The organism is Lentilitoribacter sp. JB5-8, assembly GCF_055693385.1.
This window is the reverse complement of the sequence record NZ_CM146332.1, coordinates 1,192,926-1,208,645: the sequence shown is the minus strand read 5'-3', so window position 1 is coordinate 1,208,645 and position 15,720 is coordinate 1,192,926. Positions and strand designations below refer to the sequence as shown.

Annotated in this window: 16 protein-coding genes; 6 read left to right on the top strand and 10 right to left on the bottom strand. The window is 45.1% G+C overall.

Annotated features, from left to right (window positions below; all coding sequences use genetic code 11):
- Positions 1-29: 29 nt before the first annotated feature.
- Positions 30-1,463, top strand: a complete 1,434-nt coding sequence (locus ACZ1GZ_RS05765; protein WP_472667520.1) for a LutB/LldF family L-lactate oxidation iron-sulfur protein — start codon at positions 30-32, stop codon at positions 1,461-1,463.
- Entirely contained in the window at positions 1,463-2,137 is a 675-nt protein-coding gene (locus ACZ1GZ_RS05760; protein ID WP_472667519.1) for a LutC/YkgG family protein, read from the top strand. Before ACZ1GZ_RS05765 ends, ACZ1GZ_RS05760 begins: the two co-directional genes overlap by 1 nt.
- Before the next feature lie 42 nt (positions 2,138-2,179).
- Here ACZ1GZ_RS05760 and ACZ1GZ_RS05755 read toward each other — a convergent pair whose 3' ends face one another.
- Both ACZ1GZ_RS05755 and ACZ1GZ_RS05750 read right to left on the bottom strand, forming a co-directional pair.
- Positions 2,180-3,739, bottom strand: a complete 1,560-nt coding sequence (locus tag ACZ1GZ_RS05755) for a putative bifunctional diguanylate cyclase/phosphodiesterase (protein ID WP_472667518.1) — start codon at positions 3,737-3,739, stop codon at positions 2,180-2,182.
- 26 nt (positions 3,740-3,765) lie between these two features.
- Positions 3,766-4,287, bottom strand: coding sequence for a hypothetical protein (locus ACZ1GZ_RS05750; protein ID WP_472667517.1), 522 nt, complete (start codon positions 4,285-4,287; stop codon positions 3,766-3,768).
- Positions 4,288-4,538: 251 nt separating this feature from the next.
- Between ACZ1GZ_RS05750 and ACZ1GZ_RS05745 the strand changes: the two genes are divergently transcribed.
- The 4 genes from ACZ1GZ_RS05745 to ACZ1GZ_RS05730 all read left to right on the top strand — a co-directional run bounded on the left by ACZ1GZ_RS05745 (position 4,539) and on the right by ACZ1GZ_RS05730 (position 7,890).
- A complete protein-coding gene (locus ACZ1GZ_RS05745; protein WP_472668242.1) occupies positions 4,539-5,597 on the top strand; it encodes a dipeptidase in 1,059 nt (352 codons plus the stop codon).
- A gap of 97 nt (positions 5,598-5,694) precedes the next feature.
- On the top strand, positions 5,695-6,981 hold the full coding sequence (locus tag ACZ1GZ_RS05740; protein WP_472667516.1) for an O-acetylhomoserine aminocarboxypropyltransferase/cysteine synthase family protein: 1,287 nt from the start codon (positions 5,695-5,697) through the stop codon (positions 6,979-6,981).
- Positions 6,982-7,114: 133 nt separating this feature from the next.
- Positions 7,115-7,513 (top strand): MerR family transcriptional regulator, encoded by a 399-nt coding sequence (locus ACZ1GZ_RS05735; RefSeq protein WP_472667515.1) that lies wholly within the window; start codon positions 7,115-7,117, stop codon positions 7,511-7,513.
- Positions 7,510-7,890 carry a carboxymuconolactone decarboxylase family protein gene (locus tag ACZ1GZ_RS05730; RefSeq protein WP_472667514.1) on the top strand — a complete coding sequence of 127 codons (381 nt, stop codon included), beginning with the start codon at positions 7,510-7,512 and terminating at the stop codon, positions 7,888-7,890. Before ACZ1GZ_RS05735 ends, ACZ1GZ_RS05730 begins: the two co-directional genes overlap by 4 nt.
- A 38-nt stretch (positions 7,891-7,928) precedes the next feature.
- On the opposite strand, the gene iolG is transcribed toward ACZ1GZ_RS05730, so the two are convergent.
- Genes iolG through ACZ1GZ_RS05690 form a run of 8 tightly spaced genes read right to left on the bottom strand, consistent with a single transcriptional unit; the run spans position 7,929 to position 15,645 of the window.
- Positions 7,929-8,936: an inositol 2-dehydrogenase gene (iolG, locus tag ACZ1GZ_RS05725; RefSeq protein ID WP_472667513.1), complete on the bottom strand. Its 1,008-nt coding sequence runs from the start codon at positions 8,934-8,936 to the stop codon at positions 7,929-7,931.
- Positions 8,937-8,939: 3 nt separating this feature from the next.
- The gene (locus ACZ1GZ_RS05720; RefSeq protein ID WP_472667512.1) at positions 8,940-9,785 is read right to left on the bottom strand and encodes a class II fructose-bisphosphate aldolase; all 846 of its coding nucleotides are present in this window, start codon (positions 9,783-9,785) and stop codon (positions 8,940-8,942) included.
- A complete protein-coding gene (locus ACZ1GZ_RS05715) occupies positions 9,782-10,624 on the bottom strand; it encodes a 5-deoxy-glucuronate isomerase (RefSeq protein ID WP_472667511.1) in 843 nt (280 codons plus the stop codon). The genes ACZ1GZ_RS05720 and ACZ1GZ_RS05715 overlap by 4 nt, the downstream gene beginning before the upstream one ends.
- Before the next feature lie 44 nt (positions 10,625-10,668).
- The gene (gene iolC, locus ACZ1GZ_RS05710) at positions 10,669-11,655 is read right to left on the bottom strand and encodes a 5-dehydro-2-deoxygluconokinase (RefSeq protein WP_472667510.1); all 987 of its coding nucleotides are present in this window, start codon (positions 11,653-11,655) and stop codon (positions 10,669-10,671) included.
- A 4-nt stretch (positions 11,656-11,659) separates the two neighbouring features.
- Positions 11,660-13,546 carry a 3D-(3,5/4)-trihydroxycyclohexane-1,2-dione acylhydrolase (decyclizing) gene (gene iolD, locus ACZ1GZ_RS05705; RefSeq protein ID WP_472667509.1) on the bottom strand — a complete coding sequence of 629 codons (1,887 nt, stop codon included), beginning with the start codon at positions 13,544-13,546 and terminating at the stop codon, positions 11,660-11,662.
- A 19-nt stretch (positions 13,547-13,565) separates the two neighbouring features.
- Positions 13,566-13,769, bottom strand: a complete 204-nt coding sequence (locus tag ACZ1GZ_RS05700; RefSeq protein ID WP_472667508.1) for a DUF3329 domain-containing protein — start codon at positions 13,767-13,769, stop codon at positions 13,566-13,568.
- 10 nt (positions 13,770-13,779) lie between these two features.
- Positions 13,780-14,556 carry an ATP-binding cassette domain-containing protein gene (locus ACZ1GZ_RS05695; protein WP_472667507.1) on the bottom strand — a complete coding sequence of 259 codons (777 nt, stop codon included), beginning with the start codon at positions 14,554-14,556 and terminating at the stop codon, positions 13,780-13,782.
- Positions 14,557-14,571: 15 nt separating this feature from the next.
- Positions 14,572-15,645, bottom strand: coding sequence for an ABC transporter permease (locus ACZ1GZ_RS05690; RefSeq protein ID WP_472667506.1), 1,074 nt, complete (start codon positions 15,643-15,645; stop codon positions 14,572-14,574).
- Positions 15,646-15,720 lie beyond the last annotated feature (75 nt).

Below are 15,720 nucleotides of genomic sequence, written 5' to 3'. Positions count from 1 at the left end.
TACCTCAACTACCGGATAGGGAGGAAATTATGGAACTCACTTCACATAATTTAAAATCAAATGTCAAAGACGCCTTGGGTAACGAGCAGTTGCAAAAAGCGCTTAGCAATGTGCCGAAAGGCTTTATCGACAAGCGCGCAAAAGCAGCGGCTGCGCTCGATGAATTTGAAGAATTGCGCGATAAAGGTCGAGAGATAAAAGACCACACGCTGGCTCATCTGGATTTATACCTTGAAGCATATGAGAAGAAAGTCATTGAAAATGGTGGCCACGTGCATTGGGCAAAGACAGCGGAAGACGCGCGCCGAATTGCATTAGAGATCTGTCAGAAACACAATGCAAAAACTGTTACCAAAGGTAAGTCGATGATTACCGAGGAGGTGGAGCTCAATGAGCATCTCTTGGAAAACGGTATTGAACCTGTCGAAACTGACCTTGGCGAATATATCATTCAACTACGCGATGAAAAACCAAGCCATATCATTGCGCCGGCAATTCACTTGAACCAAGGGCAGATTGAAGAAGACTTCAGACGTGTGCACACGCATCTCGATGAGGAAAGAGATATGTCGGAGCCTGAAACATTGCTTGCCGAGGCACGTGAGGTTTTGCGGAAACGTTACTTTGAGGCAGATGTTGGCTTTACAGGTGCTAATTTCCTGGTTGCTGAAACAGGTTCCTCTGTTATCGTAACCAATGAGGGAAATGGTGATTTAACACAGACACTTGGTAAAGTTCATGTGGTTATGGCATCGATTGAAAAAGTGGTTCCAACACTTGCCGACTGCTCTCAAATTCTTCGCATATTAGCGCGTTCAGCTACGGGTCAAGATATGTCTGTATATACGACATTTTCAACTGGGCCAAAGCGCGAGAAAGATCCCGATGGTCCGGGTGAATATCATGTAATTCTGCTCGATAATGGCAGAAGTGAAATGCTTGGGACGGAATTTGAGGAAATGCTTCGCTGCATCAGATGTGGCGCATGTATCAATCATTGTCCGGTATATCATTCAATTGGTGGCCATGCCTATGGCTCCATTTATCCAGGTCCTATGGGCTCTGTTTTAACTCCATCACTTGCGGGCGTTGAGAAAGCCGGTACCTTGCCAAATGCCTCTACGTTTTGCGGACGATGTGAAAGCGTATGCCCCATGCGAATACCGCTGCCCAAAATGATGCGCCATTGGCGAGAGCGAGAATTTGAACAACACCTTCAGCCCAAAGCCGCCAGATATGGCCTGGCACTATGGGCATATTTTGCTAAACGTCCGAAGCTTTATCGTGCGATGGTTTCTTTTGCGATGCCAGCCTTATCCGTTTTAGGTGGTACAAAGAAACGCATCTCGTCACTGCCTCTTGCATCAGGCTGGACCAAACATCGCGAGTTACCGGCACCGGAGGGTCGCACATTTATGCAGGCCTGGGATCAGCGCGAAGCGCTTAAACAGGAGGCACGCTAATGTCAGAAACACGCAATGCTGTCTTATCAGACATCCGCAGTACGCTTTCTAAAAAAGCACCAGATGATGCACGTGCAAAAGAAGTTGCCGAACGCCTCCGCAGTCGCCCAACGGGCATCATCCCAAAGCGCGGTCAATTAAAACAAGATGCACGTGTCGAATTATTTGCGGAGATGGCAACGAAGGTTCATTCAAGCGTTACGCGCGTAAGCAGTTATGATGAAATTCCGCAAAGCGTTAGCCAATATTTGCGCGAACATAACCTACCTGCAAATCTCATCATGGGTGCAGACCGTCGGCTGAACAAAGCTGAATGGTCGCGCGAGAAGAACTTAACCATTAAGAAAGGTCCATCTGACGGACATGATCTGGTTGGCGTTAGTCACGCAAAAGCGGGTATTGCCGAAACAGGTACTTTGTTGCTCGCGTCTGGTGCTGATAACCCGACCACGATTAACTTCCTTGCAGATCATCATATCGTTGTTATCTCAGCAAAAGATATTAAAGGGGATATGGAAAGTGCATGGTCGAGCTTGAACAAGAAAGATGGTGAAGTTGTCATGCCGCGCGCGGTAAATTTTGTGACAGGGCCTTCGCGTTCAGGGGATATTGAACAAAAATTGTTACTGGGTGCACATGGACCACGCGCATTGCAAATCATCATTGTTGGATAGATGCCTAACGTAAGTAACTGCTTATTTAAATAGCTTCGTAACTTAAGCGATGTTGTTTCGGCGGCGGGCTGTCATTCGCTCTTTATTTAAAAGAGCAGTAACGCCCACGCTCGGTATGGGCTTACAAAAGGCGTATCCTTGTAAAATATCGCAACCCATCTCATTAAGTATGCGCGCATGTTCAAGGCTTTCAACTCCTTCTGCGACCACTTCAACATTAAACGGTTTACTCAATTCAATAATATTCATAACCAATTGCCGTTGATCTTCATGCTCGACAATTGGGAAAATAAACTCGCGATCAATTTTCAACCGCTTTGGTTTAAGATATTGCAGAGACAAAATTGAAGCATGTCCTGTTCCAAAATCATCAATTTCAACTTCAAATCCTAGCTTCTTAAGATACTCAACATTTTCGATAATTTGATGCGAATGCTGATTTACATCAACCGTTTCAGTGATTTCAAAACTTAGCTGCCCCGGGGGAATATCCAGAGCTGTAATCATTGAAATAAAACTTGGATTGCCGATCGTTTTTGCGCTTAGATTCACAGCGACACTTGCGATTGTGTTCGATTTATTTAACTTCCATTGACTTAGATCTCGCATCGCTTCTTTGATCATGATTTCATCAATCTGCTGCTCTAATCCAGCCTCACACGCAGCCTCTAAGAATTCAGAAGGGGGTAGTACCCCGCGGTCCGGATGGCGCCATCTAACTAAGGCTTCTGCACTGACGATTTCATGTGTTGAAGCTGAATATTGTAATTGATAATAGGGCACAAATTCTCGATTTAGCAAACCTTGCGAGATTTCATCGAACAGCATAGTTGAGCGCAGATGAGCTGTCATCAGCTCTTCCGTAAAGCACTCATAGCCACCTCCACCACTTTTCTTCGCTTCATAAAGAGCAATGTCGGCGCGGATGAGGAAATCACTGACATCAATTTTGTTGCTGAAATTTTCGATATCAACGACATCAACCCCTATACTCGCGCTCAACTCACAAGGTCGCCCTTCAATCAACATTTTCTTTTGAATCTTTGCACTAAGATGAGCCGCCTTGAACGCCATCTCTTTCATATCTTTTACCGGAGATGACACAATAACGAATTCATCGCCGCCAATGCGCGCAACAAAGTCACCGCTTTGCTTGTGGGTATTTAAGGTTTTCGCCACAAAACGCAAAACGAAGTCTCCAGCCTTATGGCCTTGCCCGTCATTTACGCGTTTGAACTTATCTAAATCGATATGGCAGACACCGATTTTTTCATGTTTTGAACGATGCAATTCAACACGTCGACCCAACTCTTCTTTTAAATACCTGCGATTAGCCAACCCTGTAAGTGAATCATGAAGCGCATCATGTCCAATGCGATCATAGGCTTCTAAAATTTCTTCATTACGCTTGCTTAAATTATGCATCAACTGCCACATCTTTTCCTTTTGTCGAATGCTGCGATGGTAGTAACGAGAGGTGATGATATGACCGGGCCAAAAAATGAAAACAGCTTCAAGTGCCAACAGCACCATTGCCGCTATGTAGGAGTAAAAGTTAATATTGGAGGTCAACTCATTTCGCTTTGCTTCTGCATCTGCCAATTTTCGCTCATTGGTGCGATGAAGCCCTATAAGTTCGATTTCTTTTTCTCGGAAGTAAGGGGGCGAAATTCATCTAATTTTATTCGCGTTGGTGAGCTGTAAAAGCTGCGCACATTTGACAACCTTTTTAGATAATAGCTCACAAATAACGCATGCTGCATTTCGATATTGCTGCCGGTCCAATCAGCCTGTTGTTTTATGAATGTATCTGCGTATGAAAAATCCAGCTTAAGAGATTGTATAGATCTGTAATTGTCACTGTATTGTAACATTAGTGGTTTAACGGTACTGGTTGTATGATCCAAACTGCTATAAGAAATGTCTGCAAATTGTGAGAATATTTGCAAACTTAATTCTGTTTGATCAGATAAGATCTGAGATAGCTTTGCATGACGCTCAGCCGATTTTCCACTCCAAGATGAGGTAATCTGCGAGATCGTCAGTAGTATGACAATCAAAGCAAATCCTAAAACATAGCCTACCCAGAGGTTTTTAGGAGTTAATCCTAAAATCCGAACCATCTTTCGCACTAAACTAATTTTCATCATGAAATAAGCCTCAACAAACAGATATACATTGCGACGTGAATTTGAGTATAAACTTAGTATTATTAATACTTATATTTATTAATAGTAAATACTATTTATAATCGATAAGTAATTATAGTATTTATACTATATAATACGTCTTGATACCAAATATATGCGAATCTTGATTTTGCCAGAAAGATAAACGATTACTTGGCAATAGCTGTCACATGCTCGATTCAGATACGGGCATCATCACTTGGAGTAATCATATGGGCGAGCAAAATAATCCATTAATCTTCGATGGACATAACGATCTATTATTTCGTCTTTTTGAAGATGGTGGTGTCAACGTCAGCCAATTGTTTGTAGACGGGCGACCAGGTCATATCGATCTTCCAAAAGCACGGAAAGGCGGCTTTGCAGGAGGCTTTTTTGCCATTTACGTCCCCTCACCTGATGATTTGCTAGACACACTCACCCAAATGCAAAATCCACCTTATGATTTGCCTTTGCCGGGGCCAATGACGCATTTCGATGCACTGCCCATTGCCATGGAACAAGCCGCACATTTGATTACCCTTGAAAAAACGGGAACCTTAAAAATCTGCACATCGACGCACGATATTCGCACATGCCTGGATAAGGGTGTGATTGCAGCTGTTATGCATATGGAAGGTGCTGAAGCGATTGATGAGGATCTCTATGCCTTGGATGTTTTATATAAAGCGGGCTTGCGCTCCCTAGGTCCTGTCTGGTCCCGTCCAACTATTTTTGGTCATGGTGTTCCTTTTCGATATCCAAGTACTGGGGATACTGGTGACGGGTTGACCGATGCTGGGTTCAGATTGGTTAAAAGATGCGATGAATTGGGGATCATGCTTGATGTGTCTCATCTCAATGAAAAAGGGTTTTGGGACATTGCCAAAACCAGTAGCAATCCAATTGTCGCTACACATTCAAATGTACATGCGATTTGTCCTCATGCGCGAAATCTAACTGATGATCAGCTGAGCGCAATTAAAGAGAGCGGCGGCATGGTCGGCTTAAACTTCGCTGTGGCCTTTTCGCGGCCAGACGGTGCCATGAACGAAGATACTGAGCTTTCAGCATTTCTTCCGCATTTGGATTATTTAATCGAACATCTAGGTGAAGATCATGTTGGATTGGGTTCAGACTTTGATGGCGCGCATATCCCACACGAGATGAAAGATATTTCCGACCTTGGAATTCTGCGTAAAGTTATGTCAGATCACGGATATAACAATAATCTCATGAATAAGCTTTGTAACGAAAACTGGATTCGCGTTCTCGACAAGGTTTGGAAATAGTTTTCTCTCAATCCCCCTATTGAAGAAATGTTTGTCGCTGGACAAATCCCGGTTAAATGTTAGAAACGAAAGGGAAAAATAAAATAGGGAGGTTCGCATGAGCGAAGAACGTCAACAAGGTTTTGATACGCTGCAGGTACATGCAGGTGCAGAGCCAGATCCGGCAACTGGTGCACGTAACACACCAATTTATCAATCAACTGCTTTCGTCTTTAAAGATTCCGAGCATGCGGCAAATCTTTTTGCACTTAAGGAAGTTGGCTACATTTATTCTCGTTTGACCAATCCAACAATTGGCGCATTGCAAAATCGCATGGCTGCCCTTGAGGGCGGTGCGGGCGCTGTTGCTTGTTCATCAGGTCACGCAGCACAGATTATGGCTTTATTCCCGTTGATGGGACCGGGTTTAAACATTGTTGCATCAAACCGTCTTTATGGTGGTTCCGTAACACAGCTCACACGCACAATTCAGCGTTTTGGCTGGAGCACAAAATTTGTCGACATCGACGATCCAAAAGCAATTGAAGCTGCAATTGATGAAAATACACGTGCCGTTTATTGCGAAAGTATTGCAAACCCAGGCGGTCACATTGCTGATCTTCGTGCCATTGCAGATGTTGCAGACGCAGCGGGCATTCCGCTGATTGTTGATAACACAACAGCAACACCATATCTTTGTAATCCAATTGAGCACGGCGCAACGCTTGTGACGCATTCAACAACGAAATACCTCACAGGCAATGGTTCTGTTACAGGTGGCTGTGTCGTTGATAGCGGCAAATTTGATTGGTCAGCGTCTGATAAGTTCCCGTCTCTTGCGGCTCCTGAGCCTGCTTATAATGGCCTTAATTTTCATGAAGCACTTGGCCCAATGGCATTTACATTCCATTCAATAGCAATTGGCCTACGTGATCTTGGCATGACCATGAACCCACAAGGTGCACATTACACGCTCATGGGAATTGAATCATTGTCACTTCGCATGCAAAAGCATGTTGCAAATGCTGAAAAAGTTGCTGCATATCTTGAAGGTCACGATGCTGTTGAGGCGGTTACATATGCTGGCCTTAAGTCGTCACCTTACTATGACCGCATTGCAAAATATTGCCCACGCGGCGCCAGTTCACTCTTCACCGTGGCACTAAAGTCCGGCCATGACGGTTGTGTGAAATTTGTCGATAGCTTGAAGCTCTTTAGCCATGTTGCAAACTTGGGTGATGCACGTTCCTTGGTTATTCACCCAGCATCAACAACACATAGTCAATTAAGTGATGAACAAAAAACAGCAGCAGGAGCTGCACCAAACATTGTTCGTTTCTCAATTGGTATTGAAGATGCAGATGATCTGATCGCTGATTTAGAACAGGCGCTTGCCAACATCTAATACAAGATAGTTCAATTATAGATCTCTTTAAGAACCGCCTTTCGATTTCGTCAGGCGGTTTTTTATTTCGTAAAAATAAAGCTTGATCTGGTGTGCACTCCAGCCATTACTAACAATGGCAAGGAGACAGAATATGCAAATCGGTGAATTTTCAAAACATAGCGGATTAACAATTGATACGATCCGGTATTACGAAAAAATAGGCCTCATGCCATTGCCACTACGTGATGGTAGTGGTCGCCGCATTTATGGTGACGATCACTTGGTTTGGGCGGACTTTTTAGATGTCTTGAAATCTACAGGCATGGGTGTCAAAGACATGGCAAGCTATGTTGAACTTCGTGCCAATGGTACGCAATCAATCCAGGAGAGATTAGAATTGCTTAGCCAGCACCACATAAAAGTTCGCAACGAAATTGATCGCTTGCAGAAAATCGATGCTGTTTTGTCCAACAAGATTGCCACGTTTAAAGCCGTCCTGAGCGGTGAAATCGATGGCGATAGTCTAACTTGCAAAAAGGATAATACATGAGCACATCAGCACTTCAAAAAGGTCATGAAATCGCACATAAACTGAACCCAAATCTCAAAGAAATTTTAGATGACCGATATGAGGATATCATTCCCGGCTTCACCGATACACTATTTGAATTTGCCTATGGTCGGCTTTATGCACGCGATGGACTTGACTTAAAAACGCGACAACTAGCGACCATCGCAGCTTTAACCGCGCTTGGTGGGCAAACATCTCCGCAACTAAAAATCAATATTGAGCACGCGCTTGCAGCCGGAGCCACCAAACGTGAAATAAGCGAAGTAATTTTTCAAATGTCGGTTTATGGCGGCATGCCAGCTGCCATCAATGGGCTAAACGCCGCGAAAGAAGTTTTCGCTGAAAATATCGATTGAGATAAAAGCCTGACCACGTCTATTCGCCAGGCTCTTAATTAGTCTATCTTACGTTTATATTGAACCAGTACAGGACGCTGTTCTTCCATTGAAAGCGCTGCAGCATCGGCTAGCTGCTGCGCTTTTAAACCATCTTCGCCACTTGGCTGAGGAGCGTTGCCTGAATTGAGAGCTTCCACAAAGTGGATCATTTCATCGCGATAAGCGTCCGCATATCTTTCAAGGAAGAAGTTTTGGACAACGGACGAATTAAAGCCATTTTCCGTTGCGATCTGAACAGTGTTTTCATGCACATTATCAGCTCGGATCAATCCCTTTGAGCCATGAACTTCAATACGCTGATCATAACCATAAGACGCACGACGAGAGACTGTAATGGTGCAAATTTTGCCGCTTTGCGTTTTAAGTGTGGCGCTTGCAGTATCGACATCACCAGCCTCCCCGATAGCGGGATCGACCAAACATGACCCCGTTGCGTAGATCTCAATTGGATCTTCGCCTAGAAGAAAACGCGCCATATCCAAGTCATGGATCATCATATCGCGAAAAATTCCACCAGATGATTTGATATAACCAATCGGAGGTGGGGATGGATCGCGCGACATGATCGTAATCATTTCGACATCACCCACAGCACCTTTTTTGATCTGGTTTTGCATATGCGCAAAATTTGGATCAAAGCGACGGTTAAAAGCCGTCATAAACGGCACATTTGCCTGCTCTACCACTTCAAGACATTGGCGAATGCGATCGGTTGAAAGGTCAACCGGCTTCTCACAAAAAATTGCCTTACCGGCTTTTGCAGCGGCTTGAATGATATCAAAATGGGTATCCGTGGGCGTTCCAATAATGACGGCATCAACATCAGGGCTTGCGATAATCTCATCTGTGGTCATGACTTTAGCGCCATGCTCATCGGCGAGTTTTTTCGCAGCTTCCTCGAAATAATCTGATACTGCAACGGCTTGTGCCACATCTAAATGTTTGAGCGTTCTGCCATGCACTTGTCCAATCCGACCAGCGCCTAGGATACCAATTCGCAACATGATCTAAGCCTTTCTTTGAGGTGGTGCACCAAATGCGCGGATTACATATTGTGTCGCTTGCATCACTGGATCATGGGTTTCTTTTAAAATCGAAACGCGATCAAATCGGGTCTCGTCTTTGTTCACAGCTTCTCGCAATGCAGAACCAAATGCCATGCGTAATTCAGTTCCAATATTGAACTTACAAATGGATGAAGTTTTTGCAAGCAATGTGCGTTGTTCAACAGGAACACCGGAACCACCGTGGATGACAAGCGGAACATTCGTCTTTTCGTCAATTGCTTTAATGCGATCAAGATCCAAACCACTGGCTTTGTCTTGCTGCAAATGCACATTGCCAACCGAGATTGCCATCGCATCAACCCCGGTTTCTAGTGCAAATTTCGCGGCCTCCTCCGGATCCGTTCCTGCCGATGCTTCGCCATCCGCATAACCAACAAAACCGATCTCACCTTCGCATGAAATTTTAGCAGCATGTGCAAGTTCAGCAATTTTTGCTGTCTCGTCGATATTCTGATTAAGTGGCTTGCGTGATCCGTCATACATGAGGGATGTAAAACCAGAATCCAACGCAATCTGACATTCTTCAAATGTGTAACCGTGATCTAAATGCGCCACCACAGGAACACTTGCTTCTTCAGCTAGATGCCGGAACATTTTGCCCAGAACCGGCAATGGCGTATGTTCACGACACCCAGGTCCAGCCTGCAAAATGACGGGCGCATTTTCAGCTTCTGCTGCAGCCACATATGCACGCATATCTTCCCAGCCAAGGCACACCAATCCACCTACAGCGTGGCCTTGTTTCAGCGCAGGCTGCAGTACATCTTTTAACGTTACCAAGGTCATTTAAATTTTGCCACCATGTCTAAAATACCCGGGATTGTCTGTAATTGATCCGCATGTGTTGGCTGGAAATACTGCACCAATGGGCGCTGGCTCAATCCACCTAAGATCGTAAAGTAATACATTTCATAGCCTGGAAGCACGCAGCAAGGATGGTAACCTTTATCAAGGCAAATCGTTGAACCATCTACGATGTGGTATGCGTCGCCCGGCTTATTGTCTTCACGCTGCAACATTTGAACGCCTGAACCATAGTTCGGACGGAAGCGGAAGTTATATGTCTCATCGTGACGTGTTTCATCAGGCAAACGATCCGTATCATGTTTGTGTGATGGGAAACCTGACCAACCACCTTGACCAACTGTATAAAGTTCACTCACCAAAAGTCGGCCCACTTTATCAGCCTGTTTCTGACCCAAGATGTGTTTGATTTTGCGGTGTGTTTTTGTCTCGTCCGAACCATATTGCACAAGATCCAACTCATCGCTTCGTACGGCAAATGCATCTAATACTTTGTCGTATTTTGCACCCGCGATGAATATTTCAGCTTCATCGGATGTGCAGACAAATTCAGCTTTTGCTGCACTTGGTACATAAACACCTTCAGGCTCACCATCCCAAACATCAACACCACGGCCGCCTAAATCAGCTGCTTTAAATCCTTCGATATCGACGTCAATTGAACCGGTAGCAGGCACAATACATGTTTCATATCCAGGCGTTGAATATTCAAATGCATCACCCTTTTTCAACTTCACAATATTGAAATAATTGAGCGGCACAGTTTGATCGTCCACGTCGACAATAGGCTTGTTCTTGTTATCAAATGGGGCGATGTGCATGTTGTTTCCTTTACAATTCAACGGTTCTTTTCAGACCGTAAAACTCAATGATTTGGACCCGGATGGGTTTTTAAAAATTCTTCTAATTGTTCTAGGTTCGGCATAGCAGGTGCGCAACCAGGTTTACCCACCACAATTGCCGCACAAGCTGATCCACGTAAAATACTGTCATGAAGCGATAGTCCTGATGACAACGAGGACATCATGCCTGCCATGAAGCTGTCACCTGCACCTGTTGGCTTTAATGCTGTGACCGAATAAATTCCAGTTGTAATTTCATCGCCATCTGCATAGGTGATTGCACCTTTTTCACCCATTTTGTAAATGACGATTGCGACGCTTTCTTCTGACAATGATTTTGCTTTTGCAAGCCCTTTTTCAATCCCGCCTGCCATGAAGCCAAATTCTTCGTCATTACCCACAATTACATCTGATAATTCCGCAGCGCGGGACAATACATCGGAGGCAACTTCCGCCGAAGGCCACGAATATGGTCGATAATCAACATCAAAGATGATCGGCAGACCTGCTGCTTTGGCCAATTCAAATGCTTTAAATGTCGCGCTGCGCGATGGCTCTGCCGCAAACACTGTACCGGCTGTGATGAGCGCTCCAAATTTTGAATAATCCACACGCTCAACATCTTCGATGCTCATTTGAAAGTCGGCGGCACCATTGCGGTAGATCACCGATTGATGGTCTTCAACACGGCTTTCATATAGCGCTAACGAGTTGCGATACTCACCGCCTACAGAACGCACATATTCGCGCTGCACCCCATAATGGTCCAATCGATTAAGACAAAAACGGCCAACGGAATCATCGGACACACAAGTGACCAGCGATGCATTTCCGCCAAACTTGCAGATCCCAGCTGCGATATTTGCAGACGAGCCACCAAGATCGCTTTTAAAGTCCGTTGCTTCTTCTGTTTTCGTGCCAGCAGGATGAGGGAACAAGTCCATCCCTGCACGCCCGACAACAACAAAATTGTTTTTTCTGATACCAGCTATAACTTGATCGATATTCAATTGACTAGATCCCGTTTCGCTGTCTCTTACGACCATCTTCCCAATCGAGATGGGCCTGTCGAACACGGTCGCTATTGGTGATGTGAGGGGTTCCTACTTCCCACCAGGTATGACCTTCTGTTGTCCATCCTTCATACGGATCAACATTCATCACGATGACGCTTGTATTATCGGATTGCTTGGCACGTTTGAAAGCTTCGCCCAATTCTTGCGGATTTTGCACAGTTTCTGCATTTGCACCCATAGCACGGGCATGCGCTTCAAAATCAACACCCACTTGATTAGTCGCGGTTGGCGTATCCGCGATTAGATTATTAAAGCTTTCATTGCCTGTGTTGTTTTGCAGTTTGTTGATGACGGCGAAACCGCCATTATCAAGCACTAACACAATCATTTTCTTTTCAGTTAAAACAGCTGAATAAATATCTGAGTTCATCAATAGGTATGAGCCGTCGCCACAGAAGACGACTGTATCAGCGTCGGGTTCTTTTTCAGATTGGGCGATACGTGCACCCCAACCACCGGCAATTTCATACCCCATGCAAGAAAAACCAAACTCAACATCAACCGTGCCTGTATCAAGCGTGCGCCAGTTAGCTGTCACTTCTGCAGGCAAACCACCTGCTGCTGCAACAACGCGATCACGCGGATCGCAAAGTGCATTTACAGCACCGATGGCTTGGGCATAAGAGTTTGGACGATTGCTTCCATCACCTGCCTTTGGGTTCACATTATCGGCAACATATTGAACCCATTTCGCTCGTTCTTCGCGCGCGAAACTCACCCATGCATCTGGAGTTTTGTAGCTACCAAGAGCATCCCACAGTTTACCAATTCCAACCTTTGCATCACCCACAACAGGCAGAGATCTGTGTTTGCCTGCGTCATGGCGACCGGCATTGATCGAAATGATTTGCGCATCTTTGGCAAAAGCCGTCCATGAGCCAGTGGTGAAATCCTGCAGACGACAACCGATGGATAAAATCACATCAGCTTCTTGTGCAATATTATTTGCGCTATCTGAACCGGTCACACCAATTGGACCAATGTTTAGGTTGTGATCGTCAACCAAATTTGCACGGCCTGCAATTGTTTCGACCACCGGAATTTGGGTTTCTTCTGCAAATTTAGTTAGTTTTTTCACCGCACGTGAATACTGAACACCACCACCGGCAATAATAATTGGTTTCTTTGCATTTTTAAGCGCTTTGACCGCTGCTTTAATTTCGTTTTCATCAGGTGTTTGTCGGCGAATGTGATGGATTTTTTCTTCAAACATCTCAACCGGATAATCATACGTCCAGCCTTGGATATCCTGAGGCAGGCCAATAAATGCCGGTCCGCAATCGGCTGGGTCTAGCATGGTTGCAATCGCTGACGGCAATGATTGGATGATCTGCGCAGGATGAGTGATGCGATCCCAATAGCGCGAGACGGCTTTGAAAGCATCATTGACACCAAAGGTTGGATTTCCAAAGTGCTCAAGCTGTTGCAAAACAGGATCTGGAAGACGCGTTTGAAACGCGTCCCCACAGAGCAAAAGCATAGGTAAACGATTTGCATGCGCTAATGCGGCTGATGTGAGCAAGTTCGCAGTACCTGGACCCGCTGACGCCGTACAAAGCATGAAGCGCTGACGCAAATGATATTTTGCATAAGCTGCTGCTGCAAAGCCCATGCCCTGTTCATTTTGTCCGCGATATAATGGCAAAGCATCTTGATTTTCGTAAAGAGCCTCACCCAGACAGGTCACATTACCATGTCCAAATATCCCAAAGCCGCCACCACAAATGCGGGTTTTAACGCCATCAATTTCAATAAATTGATTGGTCAAATAGCGCACGATTGCCTGCGCAACTGTCAATGTCACAGTTTGATCAACTACACTCATTTTAATTCACCTTTGACGACTAATTGTCATCTTCCAACTTCTGCAAAGTGGCTTTGTCTAAAAACAATTTCCAAAATGCAACGCCGCCCATCCCCAAGAACAAGGCCGCCCAAAAATGCGAACCTTGAACGACTAATTCAACCATGCCCCAGCAAGCGCAAAACGTAACCACCGCCACGCGTCGCCACATAGGTTTGAAAAAGGGATGTGCAAAATCTAACATGTTTCAGGCTCTAAGCCGCACCTTCAAATTCTGCACCGGTTTTAACCCCAGTGATATAAGCTACAACATCCTGACCATCGGTCTCGTCTTTGTTCAGATTGGCGACAATGCGCCCTCTGCGGAACACCACGATACGATCCACCAAATCAAAAACCTGACGCATGTTGTGACTTACCAAAATAAGCGGAGCGCCCTGCTCTTTCATATTGCGGATGATATTTTCCACCTGTGCAGTTTCTTGAACACCCAGTGCCGCCGTTGGCTCATCCATAATTGTCAGTTTAGATGCAAATGTTGCTGTGCGCGCGATGGCAACACATTGGCGCTGACCACCGGACATGTTTTGAATGGAGTTTCTGATGTTTGGAATTTTCACCCCAGTTTTCACTAGACCATTCATTGTTGCTTCGCGCATCGCCTTATAATCAAGCCGACGAAATGGCCCAAGCCAATTCCACTTGGTCAATTCACGACCAAGGAATAAGTTATCAGGAACATCCAAATCATCTGCCAAAGCTAGAGTTTGGAACACAGTCTCAATACCTGCCTGACGGGCATCCAACGGACCTGTGAAGTTTACTTCTTCGCCATAGAGCGAAACGGTGCCGCTCGTGCGCTGTTCCACGCCTGTGATCTGCCGAACGAAGGTCGATTTTCCCGCACCATTGTCACCCATAATAGCGACATGTTCACCTTTTTTCATTTCGAAGTTTGCGCCAACCAAAGCATGAACACCGCCATAGTGTTTGGTTAGGTTTTCGGTTTTCAGAACAATTTCACTGCTCATCTCATATTCTCCTAACTATGCTCGATTTCGTTGTCTGTATTGGTCAAGAATGACCGCAGCTATAATGATGCTACCCATTGCCATTAACTGGTATGAGCCATCAAGCTTAATGAAGGTAAATCCAGAGCGAATGACACCAAGCACCATCGCACCGAGAACTGTACCGATGATGGAACCACGACCACCTGTCAGGCTGATCCCGCCGATCACAGCCATGGCAATCGCAAACAGCTCATAGAACTCACCCATACCAGCCTGTGCAGTCGACGCCTTGGCGCTCAAAACGATGCCAGCAAATGCAGCTAGCATAGAGGCGATCATGTAAACCATGACTTTATGGCGCTTAACATTAATACCTGACATACGCGCGGCATCTTCATTCGAACCGATCGCATAGGTATGCTTTCCATAGACTGTATATTTCATGATGATATGGAATACGACTGCCAATGCGAGGAACCAGACAACTGGCATCATTCCAGCACCTAGAAATTTATATTGTTCAGTTGGGAATGAGATTGGGTTACCAGATGACCACCAAAGAGCAATACCGCGACATATAAGGAACATACCAAGCGTTGCGATAAATGGTGGGATGCGCAAGAATGCGATAAATGTTCCGTTAATCGCGCCGATAAATGCGCCAAAAGCCAGTCCGATAACCACCGGAACTATCACAGGTAAGTCCATCGCCCAGGCTCCAAAGAGCGCTTTTGGATTTGGGTTACCATTGACCAATTCTGTTTGCCCAAAACTCATCGCGATCATCGCGGTTGCTGCAACAAGAGGCCCGGAACTCAGATCAATACCTGCGGTAATAATAACTTGGGTCACACCAAGGGCGATAATACCGATGATGGCGACCTGTAGAATAATAATTTTTAAACGTGCTTCATTGAAAATTGAATCAAATCTATCTTTGGTGTCAAAGAGAAAACTCTGATCATTCATATAAGGCAGGATCTGCCCCAACGCTTCAAAAATTACAATGATGATGATCAATGCAAAGAAGATGTTAAATTCATTTGGCCAAGACCGCTTTGACTTGTCAAAAGTTAGCCCGCCAATACCATCGCTGTTTTCAGTCATGGATAAAACTCCCCACGCTTAATGATGAAATCACGAGATGGCCCGTTAGAGCCATCCCGCACTACTTGTCTTGGA